Source organism: Denitrificimonas caeni DSM 24390, from assembly GCF_000421765.1.
Lineage (GTDB): Bacteria > Pseudomonadota > Gammaproteobacteria > Pseudomonadales > Pseudomonadaceae > Denitrificimonas > Denitrificimonas caeni.
Window position 1 is genome coordinate 53,040 of record NZ_ATXQ01000003.1, and the last position, 19,075, is coordinate 72,114.

14 protein-coding genes are annotated in these 19,075 nt (G+C 47.6%); 7 read left to right on the top strand and 7 right to left on the bottom strand.

Going from position 1 to position 19,075, the window contains the following annotated elements; translation table 11 throughout:
• Positions 1–97 precede the first annotated feature (97 nt).
• The 3 genes from H591_RS0105610 to H591_RS0105620 all read right to left on the bottom strand — a co-directional run bounded on the left by H591_RS0105610 (position 98) and on the right by H591_RS0105620 (position 4,562).
• Positions 98–1,651, bottom strand: coding sequence for a methyl-accepting chemotaxis protein (locus H591_RS0105610; RefSeq protein ID WP_022965970.1), 1,554 nt, complete (start codon positions 1,649–1,651; stop codon positions 98–100).
• 399 nt (positions 1,652–2,050) lie between these two features.
• Positions 2,051–2,674 carry a LysE family translocator gene (locus tag H591_RS0105615; RefSeq protein ID WP_022965971.1) on the bottom strand — a complete coding sequence of 208 codons (624 nt, stop codon included), beginning with the start codon at positions 2,672–2,674 and terminating at the stop codon, positions 2,051–2,053.
• A 55-nt stretch (positions 2,675–2,729) separates the two neighbouring features.
• Entirely contained in the window at positions 2,730–4,562 is a 1,833-nt protein-coding gene (locus H591_RS0105620) for an ABC transporter ATP-binding protein (protein ID WP_028244209.1), read from the bottom strand.
• A 218-nt stretch (positions 4,563–4,780) separates the two neighbouring features.
• Here H591_RS0105620 and H591_RS0105625 point away from each other — a divergent pair, with 218 nt between their 5' ends.
• A complete protein-coding gene (locus H591_RS0105625; protein ID WP_022965973.1) occupies positions 4,781–6,364 on the top strand; it encodes a peptide chain release factor 3 in 1,584 nt (527 codons plus the stop codon).
• 84 nt (positions 6,365–6,448) lie between these two features.
• The gene (locus H591_RS0105630; RefSeq protein ID WP_022965974.1) at positions 6,449–7,231 is read left to right on the top strand and encodes a TatD family hydrolase; all 783 of its coding nucleotides are present in this window, start codon (positions 6,449–6,451) and stop codon (positions 7,229–7,231) included.
• A gap of 12 nt (positions 7,232–7,243) precedes the next feature.
• On the opposite strand, the gene H591_RS0105635 is transcribed toward H591_RS0105630, so the two are convergent.
• The gene (locus H591_RS0105635) at positions 7,244–9,274 is read right to left on the bottom strand and encodes a methyl-accepting chemotaxis protein (protein ID WP_022965975.1); all 2,031 of its coding nucleotides are present in this window, start codon (positions 9,272–9,274) and stop codon (positions 7,244–7,246) included.
• Positions 9,275–9,571: 297 nt separating this feature from the next.
• On the opposite strand from H591_RS0105635, the gene H591_RS0105640 reads away from it, so the two are divergent.
• Positions 9,572–11,962, top strand: a complete 2,391-nt coding sequence (locus H591_RS0105640) for a penicillin acylase family protein (protein ID WP_022965976.1) — start codon at positions 9,572–9,574, stop codon at positions 11,960–11,962.
• 45 nt (positions 11,963–12,007) lie between these two features.
• Here the strand turns inward: H591_RS0105640 and H591_RS14930 are convergent, their stop codons facing one another.
• The 3 genes from H591_RS14930 to H591_RS0105655 are packed head-to-tail and all read right to left on the bottom strand — an operon-like array spanning position 12,008 to position 15,454.
• A complete protein-coding gene (locus tag H591_RS14930) occupies positions 12,008–12,754 on the bottom strand; it encodes a dual specificity protein phosphatase family protein (RefSeq protein WP_022965977.1) in 747 nt (248 codons plus the stop codon).
• Entirely contained in the window at positions 12,751–13,476 is a 726-nt protein-coding gene (locus tag H591_RS0105650; RefSeq protein ID WP_022965978.1) for a phosphatase PAP2 family protein, read from the bottom strand. The genes H591_RS14930 and H591_RS0105650 overlap by 4 nt, the downstream gene beginning before the upstream one ends.
• Position 13,477: 1 nt before the next feature.
• Complete coding sequence (locus H591_RS0105655) at positions 13,478–15,454, bottom strand: LTA synthase family protein (protein WP_022965979.1); 1,977 nt, start codon at positions 15,452–15,454, stop codon at positions 13,478–13,480.
• A gap of 113 nt (positions 15,455–15,567) precedes the next feature.
• Here H591_RS0105655 and H591_RS0105660 point away from each other — a divergent pair, with 113 nt between their 5' ends.
• The 4 genes from H591_RS0105660 to H591_RS14935 all read left to right on the top strand — a co-directional run bounded on the left by H591_RS0105660 (position 15,568) and on the right by H591_RS14935 (position 19,024).
• A complete protein-coding gene (locus tag H591_RS0105660; protein WP_022965980.1) occupies positions 15,568–16,248 on the top strand; it encodes a response regulator transcription factor in 681 nt (226 codons plus the stop codon).
• Positions 16,241–17,518, top strand: a complete 1,278-nt coding sequence (locus H591_RS0105665) for a sensor histidine kinase (RefSeq protein WP_022965981.1) — start codon at positions 16,241–16,243, stop codon at positions 17,516–17,518. Before H591_RS0105660 ends, H591_RS0105665 begins: the two co-directional genes overlap by 8 nt.
• A gap of 103 nt (positions 17,519–17,621) precedes the next feature.
• Positions 17,622–18,308, top strand: a complete 687-nt coding sequence (locus H591_RS0105670; protein ID WP_022965982.1) for a class I SAM-dependent methyltransferase — start codon at positions 17,622–17,624, stop codon at positions 18,306–18,308.
• A 17-nt stretch (positions 18,309–18,325) separates the two neighbouring features.
• Positions 18,326–19,024, top strand: coding sequence for a lipopolysaccharide kinase InaA family protein (locus H591_RS14935; RefSeq protein ID WP_022965983.1), 699 nt, complete (start codon positions 18,326–18,328; stop codon positions 19,022–19,024).
• The last annotated feature ends 51 nt before the right edge of the window (positions 19,025–19,075 follow it).

Consider the following 19,075-nt stretch of genomic DNA (forward strand, 5'->3'; position numbering starts at 1 on the left):
ATGGCTGTATTGCACAGTCACCACGTACAAAAAGATTACTCCAATACAGCCATAGCACTTTGTAAAAATTAAGAACTTACCACTGCCATTTCTATACTTACTGCCGGAAGCGATTTACTAACTCATGCAGTTGCTCGGAGACCTTCTGCGAGTTCTGGATACTTTCAGCACTCTCTTGGGTGCGTTGCAAACTACGATCTGATAACGCTGATATCTCAGTCACTTGCCGATTAACATCTTGCGAGACCATCGCTTGCTCCTCAACAGCCGTAGCCATTTGCTCTGACATAGCAGAAATCTTACTCACGGCCTCTACAATTCCTGCGAGCATGCTCTCAGACTCAACCACGCGCTTTAGCCCCATTTGTGCATCAGCAGCACCTTCCTCAGCAAATTTAACTGAAGTCATCGCTTGGCCACTTAGATTGCTCACGATCTCACCAATATTTTTTGCTGATTCACGTGTATTCGATGCAAGTAAACGCACTTCATCCGCAACAACAGCAAAACCCCGACCATGCTCACCTGCTCGCGCGGCTTCAATTGCCGCATTGAGCGCGAGCAAGTTGGTTTGATCAGAAATGCTTTCAATCGATGCTGCAGCATGAGCAATTGCATCAGTTTGTGCAGCCAGATTTTTCACCGCTTGGCCAATATCCAATACGGTATCGTGTAGTTTTTCTATCGAAGCACGGGTCACCTGAGCAATCTTAACGCCCTGCCCAGCGAGCTCATTGGAATGGTCAGCCTGACCTGCCGTTTTTTGTACATTGTCTGAAATCTCATGGATCGCCAGCGACATTTCATGCATTGCCGTCGCTACAAGTACGGTTTGCTGACTTTGTTTGAGCATCTCTTCGCGCGCGGTTTCGGTCAAAGCCAAACCTAAGCGTGATTGCTCAGTCACCTGCCGTGAAGCATCCTCAATGCGCGTCAAGACTGCATCTAAGTGCGCACGCAAACTCATTACACCAACCATAATATTACCGATCATGCCTTGCTGATTGGTGTAGGTACTCGCCGCTAAAGGGTGCATAAAAACACCGTGCAACTCATTACTGATCAAGAGCAGATCATGTTTGTATTGCAAATACTGGATACCACCAAAAGCCAATAACGCTGCAATCAGCCATAGTGTGCTCGCCAACAGAGAAACACTGTAGCCTAAGATCAACGCAGGAATAATAAATCCGACAGCACCCATGAGCTGCTTTAAGTAGCGTGGAATTTGGAATTGCCGGCGCTTACGATTCATTCGCGCATAGAGTTTTTCCGCTCGAGCAATATCAACACGCTCAGGGCACGTGCGCACTGACTCATAACCCACCACTTCACCGCGCTCAGTCACAGGAGTGACATAAGCGCTAACCCAATAGTAATCTCCATTTTTACAACGATTTTTCACCAACCCCATCCATGGACGGCCAGCTTTAAGATGCTTCCACATCACTTCGAACGCCTCTTTAGGCATATCAGGGTGACGTACAATATTATGGTGCTGACCAACTAACTCATTACGTGTATAACCACTAATATTCTCAAAGCCATCATTGCAATGGGTAATAACACCTTTTAAATCTGTCGCTGAGATGAGTTTTACGCTAGGGGAAAAGCGTTGCTCGCGCTGAGTTACTGATCGATTTCTGTTCATAGCAGTCACCTTGGTCTTAGCTCTTAAAGCGTATGCACCGTTGAATCTATTGAGTTAATTTACCTAACACGCTGATCTGAATTAAGCCTCGTCAAGCGCATAAAACTGAGCCCAAGCGCCGTTTTCAAAGGTGTAAGAGAAAATTTTTAATTTCTTAGTCACAACAGCGAAGCTGATGCTATTAGAGAGGACAGCGCGGTTCAGTAAGCTTTATGTCAGACGACATAACTGGCAAACATATAAAATTGTGAGCGTGCTTAACAAGCCAGCACTATTTGACATATATCAATAATTATACACTAAACAAATAACGCTGCATGAGCAGAAAGAAAAAAGACTATTGCTCATCGTCACAACAAGCATCCGCACTCTGAGTGCAGGATGGGATATCTTTTCAATCTACCAACCAAGCAGCGTATACGCTGCGCCCAGAATCGCTATCAACAATAGAAACGCTGACGAGAGCAGCGATATTGTGCGTTGATGTCGCTGAAAGAAATTACCGCGCATCAGCAGTGCATAACTCAGCAAGATGACAAAATCCGCAACCATCCAAACCAGCGTCAACACCACCAAGCTCAGCTTAATATCTGCAGTGACACTAATAAATTGCGGGAAAAAAGCCACAAAAAAGACGATGTCCTTCGGATTCGATACGCCGAGGAAAAAACCATTAAAGAATCCCGAGCGACCTTTCACTGGCATCAACGGCGCAGACTTTACTGGATGCTGTTGAGCTAACTCAGCACGCAAACCGTGCAACGCCATCCAAGCAATAAAGCCACAGCCAAGCAAGCTGATCCATTGCAGGCTATGCGCATCCAGAGCAATCACCCCAGAAATAATCAGCGCGGCGCAGGCCAGTAAAACCAATGACGCTAGATTGCTACCGAGCACGGTGATCAAAGCATATTTAAAGCCGTGCCGCGAGGCTGCATTAATCACCAAGGCCACAATGGGCCCGGGCGTGCCGATCAACAGCACAATCGCTAAAACATAGGCCAACAACACCGCAACATTCATCCCGCACGTCCTTAAACCAGTGAGCTACGCTCTAGAAACCCGCTTCAGCGTCCTGTTATTCACCACCCAAAAAACCACCAGACTGGCGATTCCATAAGCGCGCATACAAACCGTTTTTCGCCAACAACTCTTGATGGCTGCCCACTTCTACGATTTGACCTTGATCCATCACTACCAAACGATCCATAGCGGCAATGGTGGATAAACGATGAGCAATCGCGATGACGGTTTTGCCTGCCATTAAGTCATATAGGCTTTCTTGAATCGCCATCTCCACTTCAGAATCCAAGGCGCTGGTGGCTTCATCAAGAAGCAAAATCGGCGCATCTTTGAGCATCACTCTGGCAATAGCAATACGCTGACGCTGGCCACCGGACAGTTTCACCCCGCGATCACCGACATGCGCATCTAAGCCGCTGCGTCCTTTGGCGTCAGATAAGGAGGGAATAAACTCTATGGCTTGCGCCCGCTCAATGGCTTGCTGCAATTCTTCTTCTGTAGCGTCAGGACGGCCATAGACAATATTTTCGCGCACTGAACGGTGCAGTAATGACGTGTCTTGAGTGACCATACCAATGTGCTGGCGTAAGGATTGCTGACTGACTTTGGCAATGTCTTGACCATCAATCAAAATCTGCCCGCTGCTGACATCATAAAAACGCAGCAAAATATTCACTAGCGTGGACTTCCCGGCACCGGAGCGACCGACTAAACCGATTTTCTCGCCAGCTTTAATGTGCAGATTAAAATCACTCATCAGCGGTTTGCCGTTACGGTAGGCAAAGCTCAGCTGTTTAAACTCGATATCACCTTGGGTGACTTTAAGCTCAGGGGCATCAGGCGCATCCAACAGCTTTACCGGCGTACTGATAGTGTTCATGCCATCTTGCACGGTGCCAAGGTTTTCAAAGAGCATGGTGGCTTCCCACATAATCCAATGCGACAAACCAATCAAACGCAGCGCCATCGCAATCGCCGCTGCCACCGCTCCCACACCAATTAAATCTTGCTGCCACAGATACAAGCTCAGGGCTGCGGTGCCGCCGACCAACAGCATATTCAAGCTGTGGTTGAGCAACTCTAAATAGCTGACCCAGCGCATTTGCGCATGCACAGTGCCCATAAACTCTTGCATGGCTTGCTTGGCATAGCGCGCTTCACGGCCGCCATGGGAAAACAATTTAACTGTAGCAATATTGGAATAGGCATCGGTGATGCGCCCAGTCATTAACGAGCGCGCATCGGCTTGAGTGCTGGCCAACTGCGCCATACGCGGCACGAAAATTCTTAAGGTCATGCCAAAAATCACTAACCACGCGACAAAGGGCACCAGTAGCCATGCATCAAAACTGAGTAAAATGACTGCAGTGGTCAGAAAGTAAATCACCACATACACCAGCATTTCCGCGCAAATCATAATGGTGTCGCGCACCGCCAAGGCGGTTTGCATCACTTTGGCGGAAATACGCCCAGCAAATTCGTCTTGATAAAACTGCATGCTCTGACTGAGCAATAGTTGGTGAAACTGCCAACGTAAACGCATCGGCAGCACGCCTTGCAGCGTTTGAAAGCGTACATTACTGGCAATCAACACCCACAATGGACTGAGCACAATCAGCGTTAGCATCGCCAGCAGCGGCGTGCTTTTTTCTGCCCACAATTGCGCTGGGCCATATTGATTCATCCAATCCACAATCAAGCCCATCATTTGAAACAAGACTGCTTCAAATACACCAAGACCTGCATTAAACAACACTAACAGCAGCAACCACGGCCCCGCACCACGTGCACAAGCCCGAACAAAATGACCAATCGTCAGATGTTTCAAAACCAGCGGCTGCTCAGGATAAGGATCAATGCGCCGCTCAAACCAATCAAACCAAGCCATACACTTTTTTACCTTTAAAAATTCAGCACTGCTGCGCTGCAATCGAGCAACAGCAATTAAGCCAATCATTCTAACCTAAGCGCCAGTCAGCACCTTGAGAGTTTCAAGCTTGAATCGATTAAATCAGCGATTAAGCGCGCCTATTTCCACCTTAGCTTGCAACTCCGCTATAATTGCCGGCTAATTTTTTGATCTTTTGATTTTGAGGCGCTATCAGCATGAGCAAACAGGCTGCCGAAGTTGCGAAACGTCGCACGTTCGCTATTATTGCCCACCCGGACGCCGGTAAAACCACCATTACCGAACGCTTATTGCTGATGGGACAGGCCATTTCTGTTGCGGGTACGGTTAAATCACGTAAATCGGACCGCCATGCCACCTCAGACTGGATGGCCATGGAGCAACAACGCGGCATTTCGATTACCACCTCGGTGATGCAATTCCCTTACCGCAAACACATGGTCAACCTACTCGATACCCCAGGTCACGAAGACTTCTCCGAAGACACTTACCGTACCCTGACTGCGGTCGACAGTGCTTTGATGATGATCGACGGCGGTAAAGGGGTTGAGCCACGCACCATTGCTTTGATGAATGTCTGTCGTATGCGTGATACGCCAATCATCAGTTTCATCAATAAATTAGACCGTGACATTCGCGACCCAATTGAGTTACTCGATGAAATTGAAGCAGTACTCGGCCTGAAAGCCGCGCCCATCACTTGGCCGATTGGCTGTTACCGTGAATTTAAAGGCGTGTATCACCTCACCGATGATGTGATCTATGTGTACACCCCAGGCCATGGCCATGAACGCACCGAGGCAAAACTGATTAAAGGCCTCGACAGCGCCGAAGCCCGTGCGCACATCGGCGATCTATACGATAAATTTGTCGAAGACCTCGAACTGGTGCAAGGCGCTTGTCATGAGTTTGAGCGTGCCGAGTTCCTTAAAGGCAAAATGACACCGGTGTTTTTTGGTACCGCGTTAGGCAACTTTGGGGTTGACCATGTGCTTGATGCCTTTGTGAACTGGGCGCCAGCGCCACAGCCGCGTATGGCCAATGAGCGCGAAATATTGCCTAGCGAACCAACTTTCAGCGGCTTTGTATTTAAAATTCAAGCCAATATGGACCCGCGCCACCGCGATCGAATTGCCTTTATGCGAGTGTGCTCAGGCAAATATGAGCAAGGCATGAAAATGCGTCATGCGCGCACCAAAAAAGATGTTCGCATTACTGATGCGCTGACCTTCTTCTCCAGCGAGCGTGAGCGCCTCGAAGAAGCTTATGCTGGTGATATTATTGGTCTGCATAACCACGGCACCATTCAAATTGGTGACACCTTCACTGACGGCGAAGATTTATCCTTTACTGGCATTCCACACTTTGCCCCGGAACTGTTCCGTCGTGTCCGTTTGGCTGACCCATTACGCGCTAAGCAACTGCGCCAAGGTCTGCAAGAACTGGCCGAAGAAGGTGCTACACAAGTATTCTTCCCCGAGCGCAACAACGACATTATTCTCGGTGCCATTGGTGTACTGCAGTTTGATGTAGTGGCCAGTCGCCTGAAAGAAGAATACAAAGTGGAGTGCATTTACGAAGCGATTAACGTCTGGTCAGCACGCTGGATTGAGTGCGACGATAAGAAAAAGCTGCAAGAGTTTAAAGACAAAGCCCACGACAACCTGTCGATTGATGGTGGCGGTCATCTAACTTACTTGGCACCAACGCGCGTCAACTTAAGCTTGATGGAAGAGCGCTGGCCGGACATTAAGTTTTTAGCCACCCGCGAACACCACTAAGCAAGTGCCGCTGGCGACATTCACCAGCGGCTATGTCATCCTAAAAGCGCAGGTTAAGCCTGCGCTTTTTTGTTGGAGCTGCCGATGCGTCTGATTGATAGCCACTGCCATCTCGATTTCCCCGCCTTTGACCAAGACCGCGCCGCGGTAATTGCTCACTGCCAAACACTGGGCGTAGAGAAAATGATTGTGGTCGGTGTTACCCGTCAGCACTGGTCGCGCCTGTGGGACACTGTTAGTAACCACGATGGTTTGTATGGCGCTTTTGGGCTGCATCCGTATTTTCTCGCTGAACATCAAGACAGCGATATTCCAGCTCTGGTCGAGCAACTCAGTCTGTATCGAGATCATCCCAAGCTCTGCGCAGTTGGTGAAATCGGTTTGGATTTTCTGTTGCAAGAACTCGACCCTAAGCAACAAATCCATTTATTTGAACAGCAAGTCGCCATCGCTGCTGAGTTTAACTTGCCGGTTATTATTCACTCGCGACGTGCCAACGCACAGGTTACTGCGATCTTAAAAAAAGCTAAATTATCACGCGCAGGTATTATCCACGCCTTTTCTGGCAGTTATGAAGAAGCTCTGGAATATATCAAATTAGGCTTTCTGCTCGGTTTTGGCGGCGCGGCAACTTGGCCACGGGCGACACGCTTACAATCAGTATTAAAGCGCCTACCAATTGCAAGCATTGCTTTAGAAACCGACAGTCCCGATATGCCTCCCGAGTGGCTGGCTGGACAACGTAACAGTCCTGAACAACTGCCAAGTATCTGTCAGTATCTGGCCGATATCTACGGCCTATCCAGCACAGCGTTTGCGGCACAGACCAGCACCAATGTGCAGCGTTTATTTGGCTGGACTGTATAACCTTGCATTCGCTCACATCTTAAAAGCACTAATAAGAGTTTTCAGATGCTCGACCTGAACACTCATATCTTGACTGGCCTGTGCAGTTTCATCAGCACCTTGTGCGGTCAACTCGCCCGTTTGATTAATTTGCACAATATTCTGATCAATATCGTGTGCAACAGCAGTTTGTTGCTCAGCGGCTGACGCAATTTGCTGAATTTGATCAACAATCATCCCAACCGCAGCTAAGATATTCTCTAATGCATCCTGTACATCAGCAGACTGCGCCACCGTCTCATTGGCCATCAAATGACTAGCACTCATAGCTTTAACCGCAGAGCTGACACCACCATGTAACTGACTAATCATCTGTTCAATTTCTTCCGTGGATTGCTGTGTTCGTCGGGCTAAATTACGCACTTCGTCGGCTACAACAGCAAAGCCTCGGCCTTGCTCACCTGCGCGCGCTGCCTCAATTGCAGCGTTTAACGCCAACAGGTTAGTCTGTTCAGCAATACCTTTAATAACATCCAATACTTGGCCGATAGACTTGCTGTTGGCGGCTAACTGATTAATCACCACCACTGAAGTATCTATTTCTTGCGCCAGCTTTTGAATATTACTGACTTGTTGCTCGACACGCGCCCGACCAGTAGTCGTTTCATCATTGACGCTCTGTGCATTACTCACTGCAGCCGCCGCACTGTTAGCGACCTCTTGCGAGGTGGCTGACATTTCATTCATAGCGGTGGCCACTTGTTCAATTTGTGCGCGCTGCTGAGTCACAGCTTCACTGCTTTGTGCAGAGACGCGCTCAACACGAGTAGCTTGCCCTTCAACGTCATGAACAGTGCCATTCACCTGCTCAAGCAGCGCATGAATACGCTGTACAGTTTGATTAAACGCAATACCTAACTCGCCGAGTTCATCTTTACTTTGCACCTTAAAGTCCGCAGTTAAGTCACCGGCAGCCACTTTACCCATGACTAATCCTAGGCTGCGCAAGCTTGCTCGAGTTGATACATAAAAAGCCCCGTACAGGTAACCAATCAGTAAAAAAACCGCTGCTAGAGCACTGATTAATAGCAACATCTGCAAGCGATAAGCGACTAAACGCTCACCCAGCAGAATCTCTAAGTAACTTACGGTATGACTATTTAATAAGTGAGTCTTATTGATTAATGCTGAAGTGTTCTGGTAAAGCTCATTCCAAGGCTTTTCCAGAGAATCTGCCATAATCACTTCATTTTCAAACAAACGAAGCGCATCAAGTAATGTCGCACGACTTTCAGTCGCCACTCCATTAAGCGCTTGAAATGCTGCGGCACTGTCTGACAAAGCTTCTTTGAGCTTCATGTCATACTCAGCATTAAGTTTTTCTAGGCTTACCTGTAACTCATCTAAGCGCGTGCTATTGGTGGAGTCCAAATAACCTCTGGCCATAGAAAGACTTGCTATTGCTCGTCCTTCACCAAGGCTCAGGGTTACATCAGGCGTCACATCAGTCATCAATGCCACCAAATGACGCACTTCCAGTTGTGTATCTTGGCTTAAACCTGTTTGACTGGCGATAAAACGGTTAAATAAAATACCAGTGGCTAATAACTCACTCGCCAACACTGCTCTATTTTGCAAAGAAGCTTCATTACGAGTTGCCGTCAGACGCTCTAACAACTCATCTCGCTTGACGCCAAAGTCCGCACGCTGCTCTTCATCACCCTCTAACAGCTCTAAAGATTGCCATTGACTGCTAATTTTTTGCTGCAAACTCTCGATGCGCTGCTCTAAATCGTCCGTTGCTCCACCTTGGCCAATAACAGCATTGATCCGCACCAAATCATGCCAATCTTCTAGCTGCGCAGTGGTTTTCAAGCTTAAATCAAGCAATTGCAAACCATTAATTTCAGTTTGCGTGTGAACAAAATCCTGATAAGAATCACGCACCAAATAAAAATTCGTGACCAGCATTGGTATAAAAAACAATGCACTGATCAAGCTAAATTTCATGCCAAAACTTAAGCGATTCATCAGTTTGATAGCTGGGTACAGTAAAATTCTCACAGCAGTTCCCCTAAGTATTTCTTATTATCCTTTACTGTTTCGATTGACTGCATGTCATGCCCAGTAAATATTATTTATTTCTAATCTTGCGGCTTTCATCCCTATAAGTCGAGCATTTCAATTTATCATTTTGTTAGACTATCTATCGACTGAGTCACAAACAACTTAAGGTAAAAAATGAAAGCTCAGTGCCTTTAACTCTAGAGCTTAGCGCAATGCGCTTAAATGTAGCTGTCTGGCGCGCCGTTCGATGCAGTATCATTTATCACTTTACGCTTTGACGCAGGCTTAATAATCATGAAACGCTTTTTTGTTTTTTGCATCGTATTGCTCGGTTGCGGTGCTTTAGCTACGACCTGGTACATCCAAGATAAACTTCCACAACGTTCTGGCAATCTACAACTCACAGCACTGACTGCTGCCGTTGACGTGCGCTATGACGAGCGTGGTGTGCCGCATATTCAGGCACAAAACCAACTGGATGCCTACCGTGCCTTAGGCTATGTGCACGCACAAGACCGCCTATTCCAGATGGAAATCATGCGTCGTTTAGCCCGTGGTGAGCTATCAGAAATACTCGGTGCAAAGACCATTAAGCTTGATCGCTTATTTCGCACGTTGCGTTTACATGAGCACGCACAAAAATATGCACAGAAAGTCGATCAGAGCAGTGCACCAGCACAAGCGTTACTGGCTTACTTAGACGGAATTAACCAATACCAAGAAAAGGGCGCGAAGCCTTTGGAGTTTGATCTGCTGGGCATCACTCCACGCCCTTTTACTATGGAAGACACCATGAGCATTGCTGGCTATTTGGCCTATAGCTTTGCTGCAGCTTTTCGTACCGAGCCGACCCTCAGCTATATTCGCCAAGAACTGGGTGATGACTATTTAAAGATTTTTGATCTCACCACCCCTAGCGCCGGCGCTATACCAACAGCTGCGCAACCAGTACTGAGCAATAGCGACTGGAGTCATCTAAATGCTGTAGCGCAGCTCAGCCAAGAAGCTTTATTAGATGTGGGCCTGCCACAATTTGAAGGCAGTAATGCTTGGGTAATGAACGGCGCAAAAACCGCCAGTGGTAAGCCTCTGTTAGCCGGTGATCCACACATTACATTCTCTGTTCCTGCAGTGTGGTACGAAGCCCACTTACAAGCTCCAGATTTTGAATTGTACGGCCATTTTCAAGCGCTCAATCCTTTTGCGTTACTGGGACACAACCAAGAGTTTGGTTGGTCAGTTACCATGTTCCAAAATGATGACTTGGATTTAATTGCCTTAAAAACCAATCCCGAGGACCCACAGCAGGTCTGGGAAAATGGCCAATGGCAAGCTCTCACGAGCCAAACTCAGTGGATTGTGGTTAAAGATCAAGAGCCAGAGCAATTGATTCTGCGTAACTCAAGTCATGGCCCCATCATCAATGACATTATTAAAGGTCAAACCAGTGATACACCGGTTGCCATGTGGTGGGCTTTTTTAGAAACAGAAAACCCGATTCTAGATGCCTTCTATGAACTGAATCGTGCCAATACGTTAGACAAAGCACGCCACGCGGCCAGTCAAATTCATGCGCCCGGACTCAACGTGGTATGGGCCAATACACAAGGTGATATTGCCTGGTGGGCGGCGGCTAAAATGCCGATTCGCGATAAAAGCGCAGAGCCCTCATTTATTCTCGACAGCCAATCAGCGACCAGTAAAAAATATGGCTTCTATCCTTTCAAAGATAATCCGCAAGAAGAAAACCCCGCGCGCGGCTTCATTGTCTCGGCTAACTTTCTACCTGCATCACCCAAGCAAGTACCTTTACCGGGCTACTATAATTTAGCCGATCGTGGCGCGCAGTTGATCGAACAATTGAGCCAAGCTGACATTAAATGGGATACACAAAACAGCCAAGCTGTGCAATTAGGCGAGCGTACTAGTTACGCGCAACGCTTACTCAAGCCTTTATTAGCCGACTTAAATGCGATTGCTCGCGGCAATGAAGAGAAGAAGCTGATTAAGCAACTCAGCACATGGCAGGGCAATTATCCAATCGACAGCTATTTGCCGACTCTGTTTACTGAGTTCAGCTACCAATTGCTCAAAGCTTCGATGCTCGATGAGCTCGGCGAAACGGTGTTCAAGAACTTACTGCGCACCCGCATTATCGACAGCGCCCTGCCCTTATTAGCGTCAGATGCAGAATCGGTGTGGTGGAACGATCATCGTAATGGTGAGCAGCAGACGCGCCAGCAAGTCGTAGCGCAAGCTTGGCAAGCCACGCTGATGCATTTACGCACCACTTTAGGCTCAGATCCCAATGACTGGTTTTGGGGTAAAGCACATACGCTGACCCATAAGCATCCGCTCGGCCAGCAATCACCGCTCGACAAACTATTGAATATTGGTAGCTTTGCCGCACCCGGTGGACATGAGATACCTAATAACTTATCCAGTGGTTACGGTACTGCGCCGTGGTCAGTAGTCTACGGTCCATCAACCCGCCGTATTATCGACTTTGCTGCACCGGAAAAATCCCTCGGCATTAATCCGGTTGGTCAAAGCGGTATACGTTTTGATAAGCACTATGCCGATCAAGCCGAAGCTTATATGCAAGGCCAGTATTTTCCTCAGCACCTCGGTACGAAAGATGTTGAGCAAAATACGCAAAGCACCTTACGCCTACTGCCGCAATAAGCATCAAGTTAATCACGCTAAGCTCATCTCTTAGCGTGATTCCCACTAAATGCCTGCGGGAGTCAGCACTCTCTCCCTCTGCTCGACCCATCTAGAGCTGTGTTTTGCACTGCCATTGAACATATCAGTGGCATGCTTTTCAACCCACTGCGCGACCTGACACCAAGCCAAAGTCTGAGTGCTACAGGCACCACTGGCTAACGCCTGTTTAATCGTTTCTACATCGACATTTTCTAGATAACGAGTTGCATCTGCCATCCGCGCTTCACCACCAAAGCCTTGCTCCATTTCAGCCATGGCATCGGCTTTACTCCAATCCTCAAAGACGATGCGATACATCGCGGCAATCAGGCCGGTACGGTTTTGCCCATGCTTACAATGCATCAGCACTTTACCTTTTTGTTCAGCACTGGCAATGCTACGCAGCACCCGCAATACATCGGCATCATCGATACGGTCCGTGCGTAGCGGAATTTGTATTTGCTCAATACCCGTATCGCGCAACCAAAGACTGTCCGGCTTTTGATAAAAATTAATCACAGTTTGTATCTTGTTCTGCTGTAACCACTCAACATCTTGCACGCGCGGTAAAGCGCTACGATAGAGTGAGTCGCTCATTTTGTACAAAACAAAATCAGGATCAACCGGTTGCGCCCAACTCGCAGGGCGCGATTTCAGTTTGACTGTTGTCACGGCCAATTTCGGCGCAGCTGTGAAGGTGTATTTTTGCCATAACACTGTAGCAAGCACGCCCAATATAAGCCCTGCAGCAATATAGACATAACGCTTCATCGCGCCACCTGCATAGCTGCGCAGCTCTGTACTGGAGTGTTTTTTCTATAGAGGACCAACCAATAGAAAAAAACGCAGATCAGCCAGTCAAATAAGAAGGTCCACAGGTTATGGGAGAAAAAGTGTGCGCCCTGTAGCATACGGCCCAGCGAGAAAACTGTGCCTAAGCCAATGGCAAAGACCAAGCAAGCACGCGCCGCACGCGGTTTAAGATCACGCAAAGCAAAAAACAAGGCCAGCAGAGAGAAGCCCGCCGAAGCATGACCACCCGGCCAGCAACGACCTGGTTTATTTGTGGCTGGACGCGGCTCGAGCAAACCAGAGTAGACTTCTTGCCCGCCAAACTCTTGCAAGTCCCATGGACACTGCACCGCGGTGAGGATTTTCACCGGAGTGACCAAAGCGGTCGATACCGCTAGGGCTAAAACCAAATAACCTAATTGCGGACGCCACCGCTGCAGTTTTTGCCAAACAAAACTTAAAGCAAAGCCAATAATGGCAAGCACAGCAAACACAATCACCAGTTGCTTGGCACGGTCATGCAAAATATCTTCTAAAAAGAAGCTTTTGCCTCCGATAAATCCGCTTTCAGGTACATACATCAAGCGTGCCAAGCCGAGATCTAAAGCGCTGGGCTCAAATATCAACAAACTTGCCATTAGCACTAATGGCAGAATAAAAGCAGCCTTAAAATTAAACGCTCGTACTGCATAAGTCACCATATCAATGCTGCCCCTGCAGATGAGCTAAGGCCGATTTCTTCAACGCGGCATTGTCTTGCCACTTCAGTAGCCCTTGGCTAATCGCTTGGCTCGCACCTTGGTAATAGGCAATATCACGCTGGACCAATTCGCTACTTTTATCCGCTCGACGCTCGTAGCTCACACCTAAGGCATCATCATGGCGACGCATCATTTTACGTGGACTAAGGATGGCCAAATCACCACCGTCAAACAGTCCTAAGTGTTGATAGTTTCCTAATAACGCACGTCCTCGCTCTGCCGCTTCAGGCCGCAGCACGTCACGACCAAAGAAGGTGCTCTCATAGGATTGATTGAGTAGTCCAAGCAAGGTTGGGGCAATATCAATTTGACTGGCCAGAGTGTCAATTTCGCGCGGCTGAATATGCTGCGGCGCATAAATAAACATCGGAATATGATAGTTACTGACTGGCAAATCTTCTTTACCAGCACTGCCTGCAGTGTGGTCAGCGACAAAGACAAACACTGTGTCGTTAAACCAAGGCTTTGCTTTAGCTTGGCGTAAAAACTCACCAATCGCATAGTCGGTGTACTTGACGGCCCCTTCACGGCCTTCACCTGAGGGAATATCAATACGTCCATCAGGATAGCTATAAGGTCGATGATTAGAGGTGGTCATCAACTGTAATAAAAACGGCTTACCTTGCGAATAATCAGCATCAGCTAGTTTTATGGTTTGCGCGTATAAATCCTCATCGGCCATACCCCACGCATTGGTAAAACTCATCTCACTGTCGGGCACACTGCTTTGATCAACAATGCGATAACCATTGCCGGAAAAAAACGCATTCATATTGTCAAAGTAGCCACGGCCACCGTAGACAAAGACACTGTCGTAGCCTTGCGCCTTCAGCTGTTGGCCTAAGCTGGCAAAACCACTTTCACGCCCAATGCGCTTAACCAAAGAGCGACCTGGAGTCGGCGGTACCGATAAAGTAATCGCCTCTAAACCTCGATCGGTGCGAGTGCCGGTGGCATACAGATGAGTAAAAGCTAAACTTTCGCTGCGTAATTTATCTAAGTTGGGCGTGAGTCCACGCGTGTCACCAAAGCTGCCTAAGTACTTCGCCGACAGGCTTTCAATAGTGACCAGCACGACATTCAAAGGACGCGGCGCACCCTCACTGATAATTTCACGACGAATATTTAACGGGTTATCGCTAACAAAGCGCGCATTTTTTTCTGCGACTTCAGCGCGCAATAAACCACCCATTTGCGCTTCATCTAAGGTGGCGTAAAAACTGGGGTAATCCAGCTCATTATTACGAAAGGCGGCAAAAAACTGATAAGGACCATTGGCAGCCAGTTCACGCTGATAGCTATTACCACCGGCGCCACTGGGAAAATCTTGGCTGAGCAACAATCCGCAAGCAATGGCAAAAACAGCCAGCAAAGCAAAGCCTGACAGCCTTGTCGTCAAAGCACTAGCCGGCACCGCTAAGGCATGGTGCAAGGGTTTTCTGAGGATAAATGTCAACACAATCGCCAGCAGCGCTAAACCAGCCAGTAATGGATATACCGGATAGGACTCAAGGATATTGTCAATCACCTCTTTGGAATACACCAAGTAGTCAACCGCAATAAAGTTGAAGCGTACCGAGAATTCATCCCAAAATAGCCACTCAGACACGGCAACAAATAGCATGGCAAACAGACTTACGGCAAACAGTCCTTGTAGAAATAGTTGATGCCTTTTTTTTGCCCAAAGCCATTGCGGACACAGGACCAGATACGCTGCTAAAGGCAGACTGACAAAGCTTAAAAACCCTAAATCATAGATTGCACCTTGGCCGAAGACTAAAAACAATTGCCAGATATTAACCTCAGCCGCAGAAAAACTAGCGCACAATAAGACTGCGCGAGTCAGGGTAAAGAATGTCAGCCATGCGATACTGAGCAGCACTAAATAGCGCCAGCGCGAAGAATTAAGCAGTAACATAAGACAACTCTCAGTTAGATCAATGAGCGGTCAGTGTGATCAAGGCGTTGTGAGGCATTTGTTAACCTAATGTGAAAAAACTGTTAAATACGTCATTTATCAAGTGAGTGTGTATGCGCATTTTAGTCATCGAAGACAATCGAGATATTCTTGCCAATATTTTGGACTACCTAGAGCTCAAGGGTTTTACCGTTGACTGTGCTCAAGATGGTCTCAGCGGCATGCATCTGGCGCTGACCCAACCTTATGACTTGATTGTTTTAGATATAATGCTGCCGGGTATGGACGGCTATCAGCTCTGTCAAAAGCTGCGTCAAGAGGCGGATAACAACACACCCATTATTATGCTGACTGCCCGTGATGCGCTCGATGATCGCCTCAAAGGCCTGCATGCTGGTGCAGATGATTACCTGGTAAAGCCCTTTGCTTTATCAGAGCTGGTGGCGCGCATTGAAGCGGTATTGCGCCGCAGTTCCGGTGCAAATAAGCGCGTGCTTGAAGTGGCCGACTTGCGCTACGACCTTGAAACTCTGGAGGTCAGCCGGGCTGGCCAGTTGCTGAAACTCAATCCGATTGGATTAAAATTGCTCGCTATTTTAATGCAGCGCAGTCCTGCAGTGGTGCGCCGCGAAACATTGGAAGAAGCGCTTTGGGGTGATGATATTCCCGATAGCGACAGCTTGCGCAGTCACATCCACCAGCTTCGTCAATCCATTGACAAACCCTTCGCCATCACTCTTTTACACACAGTGCATGGTGTTGGTTTTCGTTTAGCGGATCTTCATCATGAATAATAAACAGCCATTAGAACGGCGGATTATTATCGCCTTCACCTTAATGACATTACTGGTTAGCGGCACGTTTTCCTTAGGAATTGTCGCCATCGTCCACTTTATTGAAGAGCATTTAGTATCACAGGAACTCGACCGCCAACTACACGTTGTCGTGCATGAAGACTTACGCAATGGCCGCTCACCGCGCTTAGATCCAGAAACCCATTTTTACGCCAGCAATCTTGACGAGTTCGCCATTCCCAAACAGTTTGATCGCAAAGAATTAGGCTTTGCTGAAGTTGTCGATGGTGACGAAGCATTTTATGTCTATATTCAAGAAATCAACGGTGTGCGTTATGCACTGGTGCAAGAGCAACATGAGTTTGAACAGCGTGAACAAGCTCTATTTAATGTGGTGTTGGCAGGTTTTCTTTTAAGCATCATAGGCGCGTGGGGCTTAGGTCGCTTAATGGCGCGCAAAATCATGCAACCGGTCAGCCGCCTCGCTCAACAAGTACGTCACCGTGACCAACTGTTACCACTAGCGCCACCTTTAGCGCTCGAATATGCCAATGATGAAATTGGTCACCTAGCCGCGGCTTTTGATAGCACTTTAAGTAAATTACGCAACAGTTTAGAGCGGGAAAAACTCTTTACCAGCGACGTCAGCCATGAGCTACGCACCCCCTTGATGATCATTGCGAGCTCCTGTGAGCTACTGGCTGAAGCCCATTTGGCAGAAAAAGAAGTCGCGCATTTACAACGCATTAAGCGCGCCAGCGAAGAGATGCATGACCTCGTACAAACATTTTTAATTCTTGCGCGTAGCAAGCCTGAAGAAGCTTTTTTAGGTGGGCAAGCCACACTACAAAGTATCGCTGACGCCCAAGTAGAGCTTTGGCAAACCATGTTTACTGATAAACAGATTGAGTTTCAGTGCGCTGTTGCTGAGACGCCAAAAGAAACTTTGTACAATGCCACTTTTCTGCGCACTGTGTTTTCCAATCTGTTACGTAATGCTTTGCACTACACTGAGCACGGCAAAGTTAAATTAACCTTGTATACGGATCACTTTACTGTTGAAGACACTGGTATTGGCATTCCTGAGAATTTTCAAGAGAGCATTTTTGAACCTTTTGTCCGCGGACACAATGCTCGCGGCGAAGGCTTGGGCCTAGGCTTATCTTTGGTACGTCGGATTTGTACTCACCAAGGTTGGACTATCGAGGTCAGTACCCACAGTCCACATGGTAGTTGTTTTAGCGTCTTTTTAAAGCCGAAAAAACAATAACAAATCAATAGCACATCACATATTTTTCACATTTACTTAACACTCGCTTGATGGCGTCTTACCTAAGCTATGCAGTATTCCTTATCTGGACAGGACTACTGCAATGTCTAAAGCATCCATCAAGCTGGCTTTTTCTGACAAATATGACCAAGAACATTCCCAGCAGTATTTAGAAAAACATCACAAGGGGTTAGCCCGAAAACTTTCCAACTACCGTGATCAACAACTGGCTCGCCGTGCTCTCGCACTTGCCGACCAACCTAATCTAGTGCTGGACTTGCCCTGCGGCGCCGGTCGCTTCTGGTCAACCTTAGCTGAGCAACCCAATCGCATTATTTTGGCAGCAGATAACTCTGCGGATATGCTAGCAACTGCGATGGCTGCACAGCCTAAACATATCACCGAGCATGTACGCACTCTACAAACCTCAGCCTTTGATATTAATTTGCCAGATAACTCGGTCGACAGCATCTTCTGTATGCGTTTATTGCACCATATTGAGGAGTCCGAACATCGTTTAGCTCTTCTCAAAGAGTTTCACCGCACCACACGCGATAGCGTTATTATTTCCTTATGGGTGGATGGCAACTACAAAGCCCTGCGTCGTAAAGCATTAGAAAAAAAGCGTGCGCAAAGAGGTAAAGCACAAGAAAACAGCAACCGTTTTGTCATCAACCGTGCAACTGTCGAGCAAGAGTTTATTCAGGCAGGATTTAGCATTCAAACCCATCTAGATTTCCTAACCGGTTATTCGATGTGGCGGGTCTATGTTTTACGAAAAAACAACTAAGTCATAAGAGGTATGGCATGAGCGCAACAGGGCAAAGTAGCTATAAGGACTTTAATGATTGGTGGCAACGCACTGGAGAGTGGGTCGAAGCTCCCAATCAGCGCCGTGGCGGAGAAAGTGGTGTGCAACGGCTTGCTCCGGTAACTGCTGGACAGCCTTGGTTATACAGTAAACGTCAAATTGGTCATCGCTTTATCTCTTGGCGTTACCCTCTCGGCCGGCCTACAGTCTTGCGTGAGAAAAATGCAATGCAAGCCTTGGAGCGCTTAGGTGTGCAAGTGCCCAACTTGGTCTTTTACGCTGCAAAAAAACGCGGTAAAGACTGGCATGCGCTATTGGTCACTGAAGCACTGACTGATTTTATCAGTTTAGACAACTGGTATGACAAACAGCAGTCACAACCTGTTGATCCAGCCATCACTGCAAGCGTATTGCAGCAAGTAGCAAGCACCCTGCATAAAATGCATGCCGCCGGTTGGCAACACAGCTGTTGTTATGGCAAACATATTTTTATTAAGATTAATCCTCAACACCTCCCAACAGTGGCCTTACTCGATTTAGAAAAAGCCCGCCGTCGTTGGCCTGCTCATCGAGCAGCTCTGCACGATATCAAACAATTCGGTCGTCATCGTGGCGATATGCCAGATGCTGATTGGCAAATTTTTTTGCAGTATTACTGCAACCTAAACCCAAAGCTACGCACTAAGCTTGCATGATTTAATCCTGTCGTGCACTGTACGATGCCCCCTTCATTTTTCAGTTACATA

Bases quoted from the DNA above. Each gene is read 5' to 3' on its own strand.
- H591_RS0105610 (WP_022965970.1), bottom strand. From the start codon at position 1,651: ATGAACAGAAATCGATCAGTAACTCAGCGCGAGCAACGCTTTTCCCCT.
- H591_RS0105615 (WP_022965971.1), bottom strand. From the start codon at position 2,674: ATGAATGTTGCGGTGTTGTTGGCCTATGTTTTAGCGATTGTGCTGTTG.
- H591_RS0105620 (WP_028244209.1), bottom strand. From the start codon at position 4,562: ATGGCTTGGTTTGATTGGTTTGAGCGGCGCATTGATCCTTATCCTGAG.
- H591_RS0105625 (WP_022965973.1), top strand. From the start codon at position 4,781: ATGAGCAAACAGGCTGCCGAAGTTGCGAAACGTCGCACGTTCGCTATT.
- H591_RS0105630 (WP_022965974.1), top strand. From the start codon at position 6,449: ATGCGTCTGATTGATAGCCACTGCCATCTCGATTTCCCCGCCTTTGAC.
- H591_RS0105640 (WP_022965976.1), top strand. From the start codon at position 9,572: ATGAAACGCTTTTTTGTTTTTTGCATCGTATTGCTCGGTTGCGGTGCT.
- H591_RS14930 (WP_022965977.1), bottom strand. From the start codon at position 12,754: ATGAAGCGTTATGTCTATATTGCTGCAGGGCTTATATTGGGCGTGCTT.
- H591_RS0105650 (WP_022965978.1), bottom strand. From the start codon at position 13,476: ATGGTGACTTATGCAGTACGAGCGTTTAATTTTAAGGCTGCTTTTATT.
- H591_RS0105655 (WP_022965979.1), bottom strand. From the start codon at position 15,454: ATGTTACTGCTTAATTCTTCGCGCTGGCGCTATTTAGTGCTGCTCAGT.
- H591_RS0105660 (WP_022965980.1), top strand. From the start codon at position 15,568: ATGCGCATTTTAGTCATCGAAGACAATCGAGATATTCTTGCCAATATT.
- H591_RS0105665 (WP_022965981.1), top strand. From the start codon at position 16,241: ATGAATAATAAACAGCCATTAGAACGGCGGATTATTATCGCCTTCACC.
- H591_RS0105670 (WP_022965982.1), top strand. From the start codon at position 17,622: ATGTCTAAAGCATCCATCAAGCTGGCTTTTTCTGACAAATATGACCAA.
- H591_RS14935 (WP_022965983.1), top strand. From the start codon at position 18,326: ATGAGCGCAACAGGGCAAAGTAGCTATAAGGACTTTAATGATTGGTGG.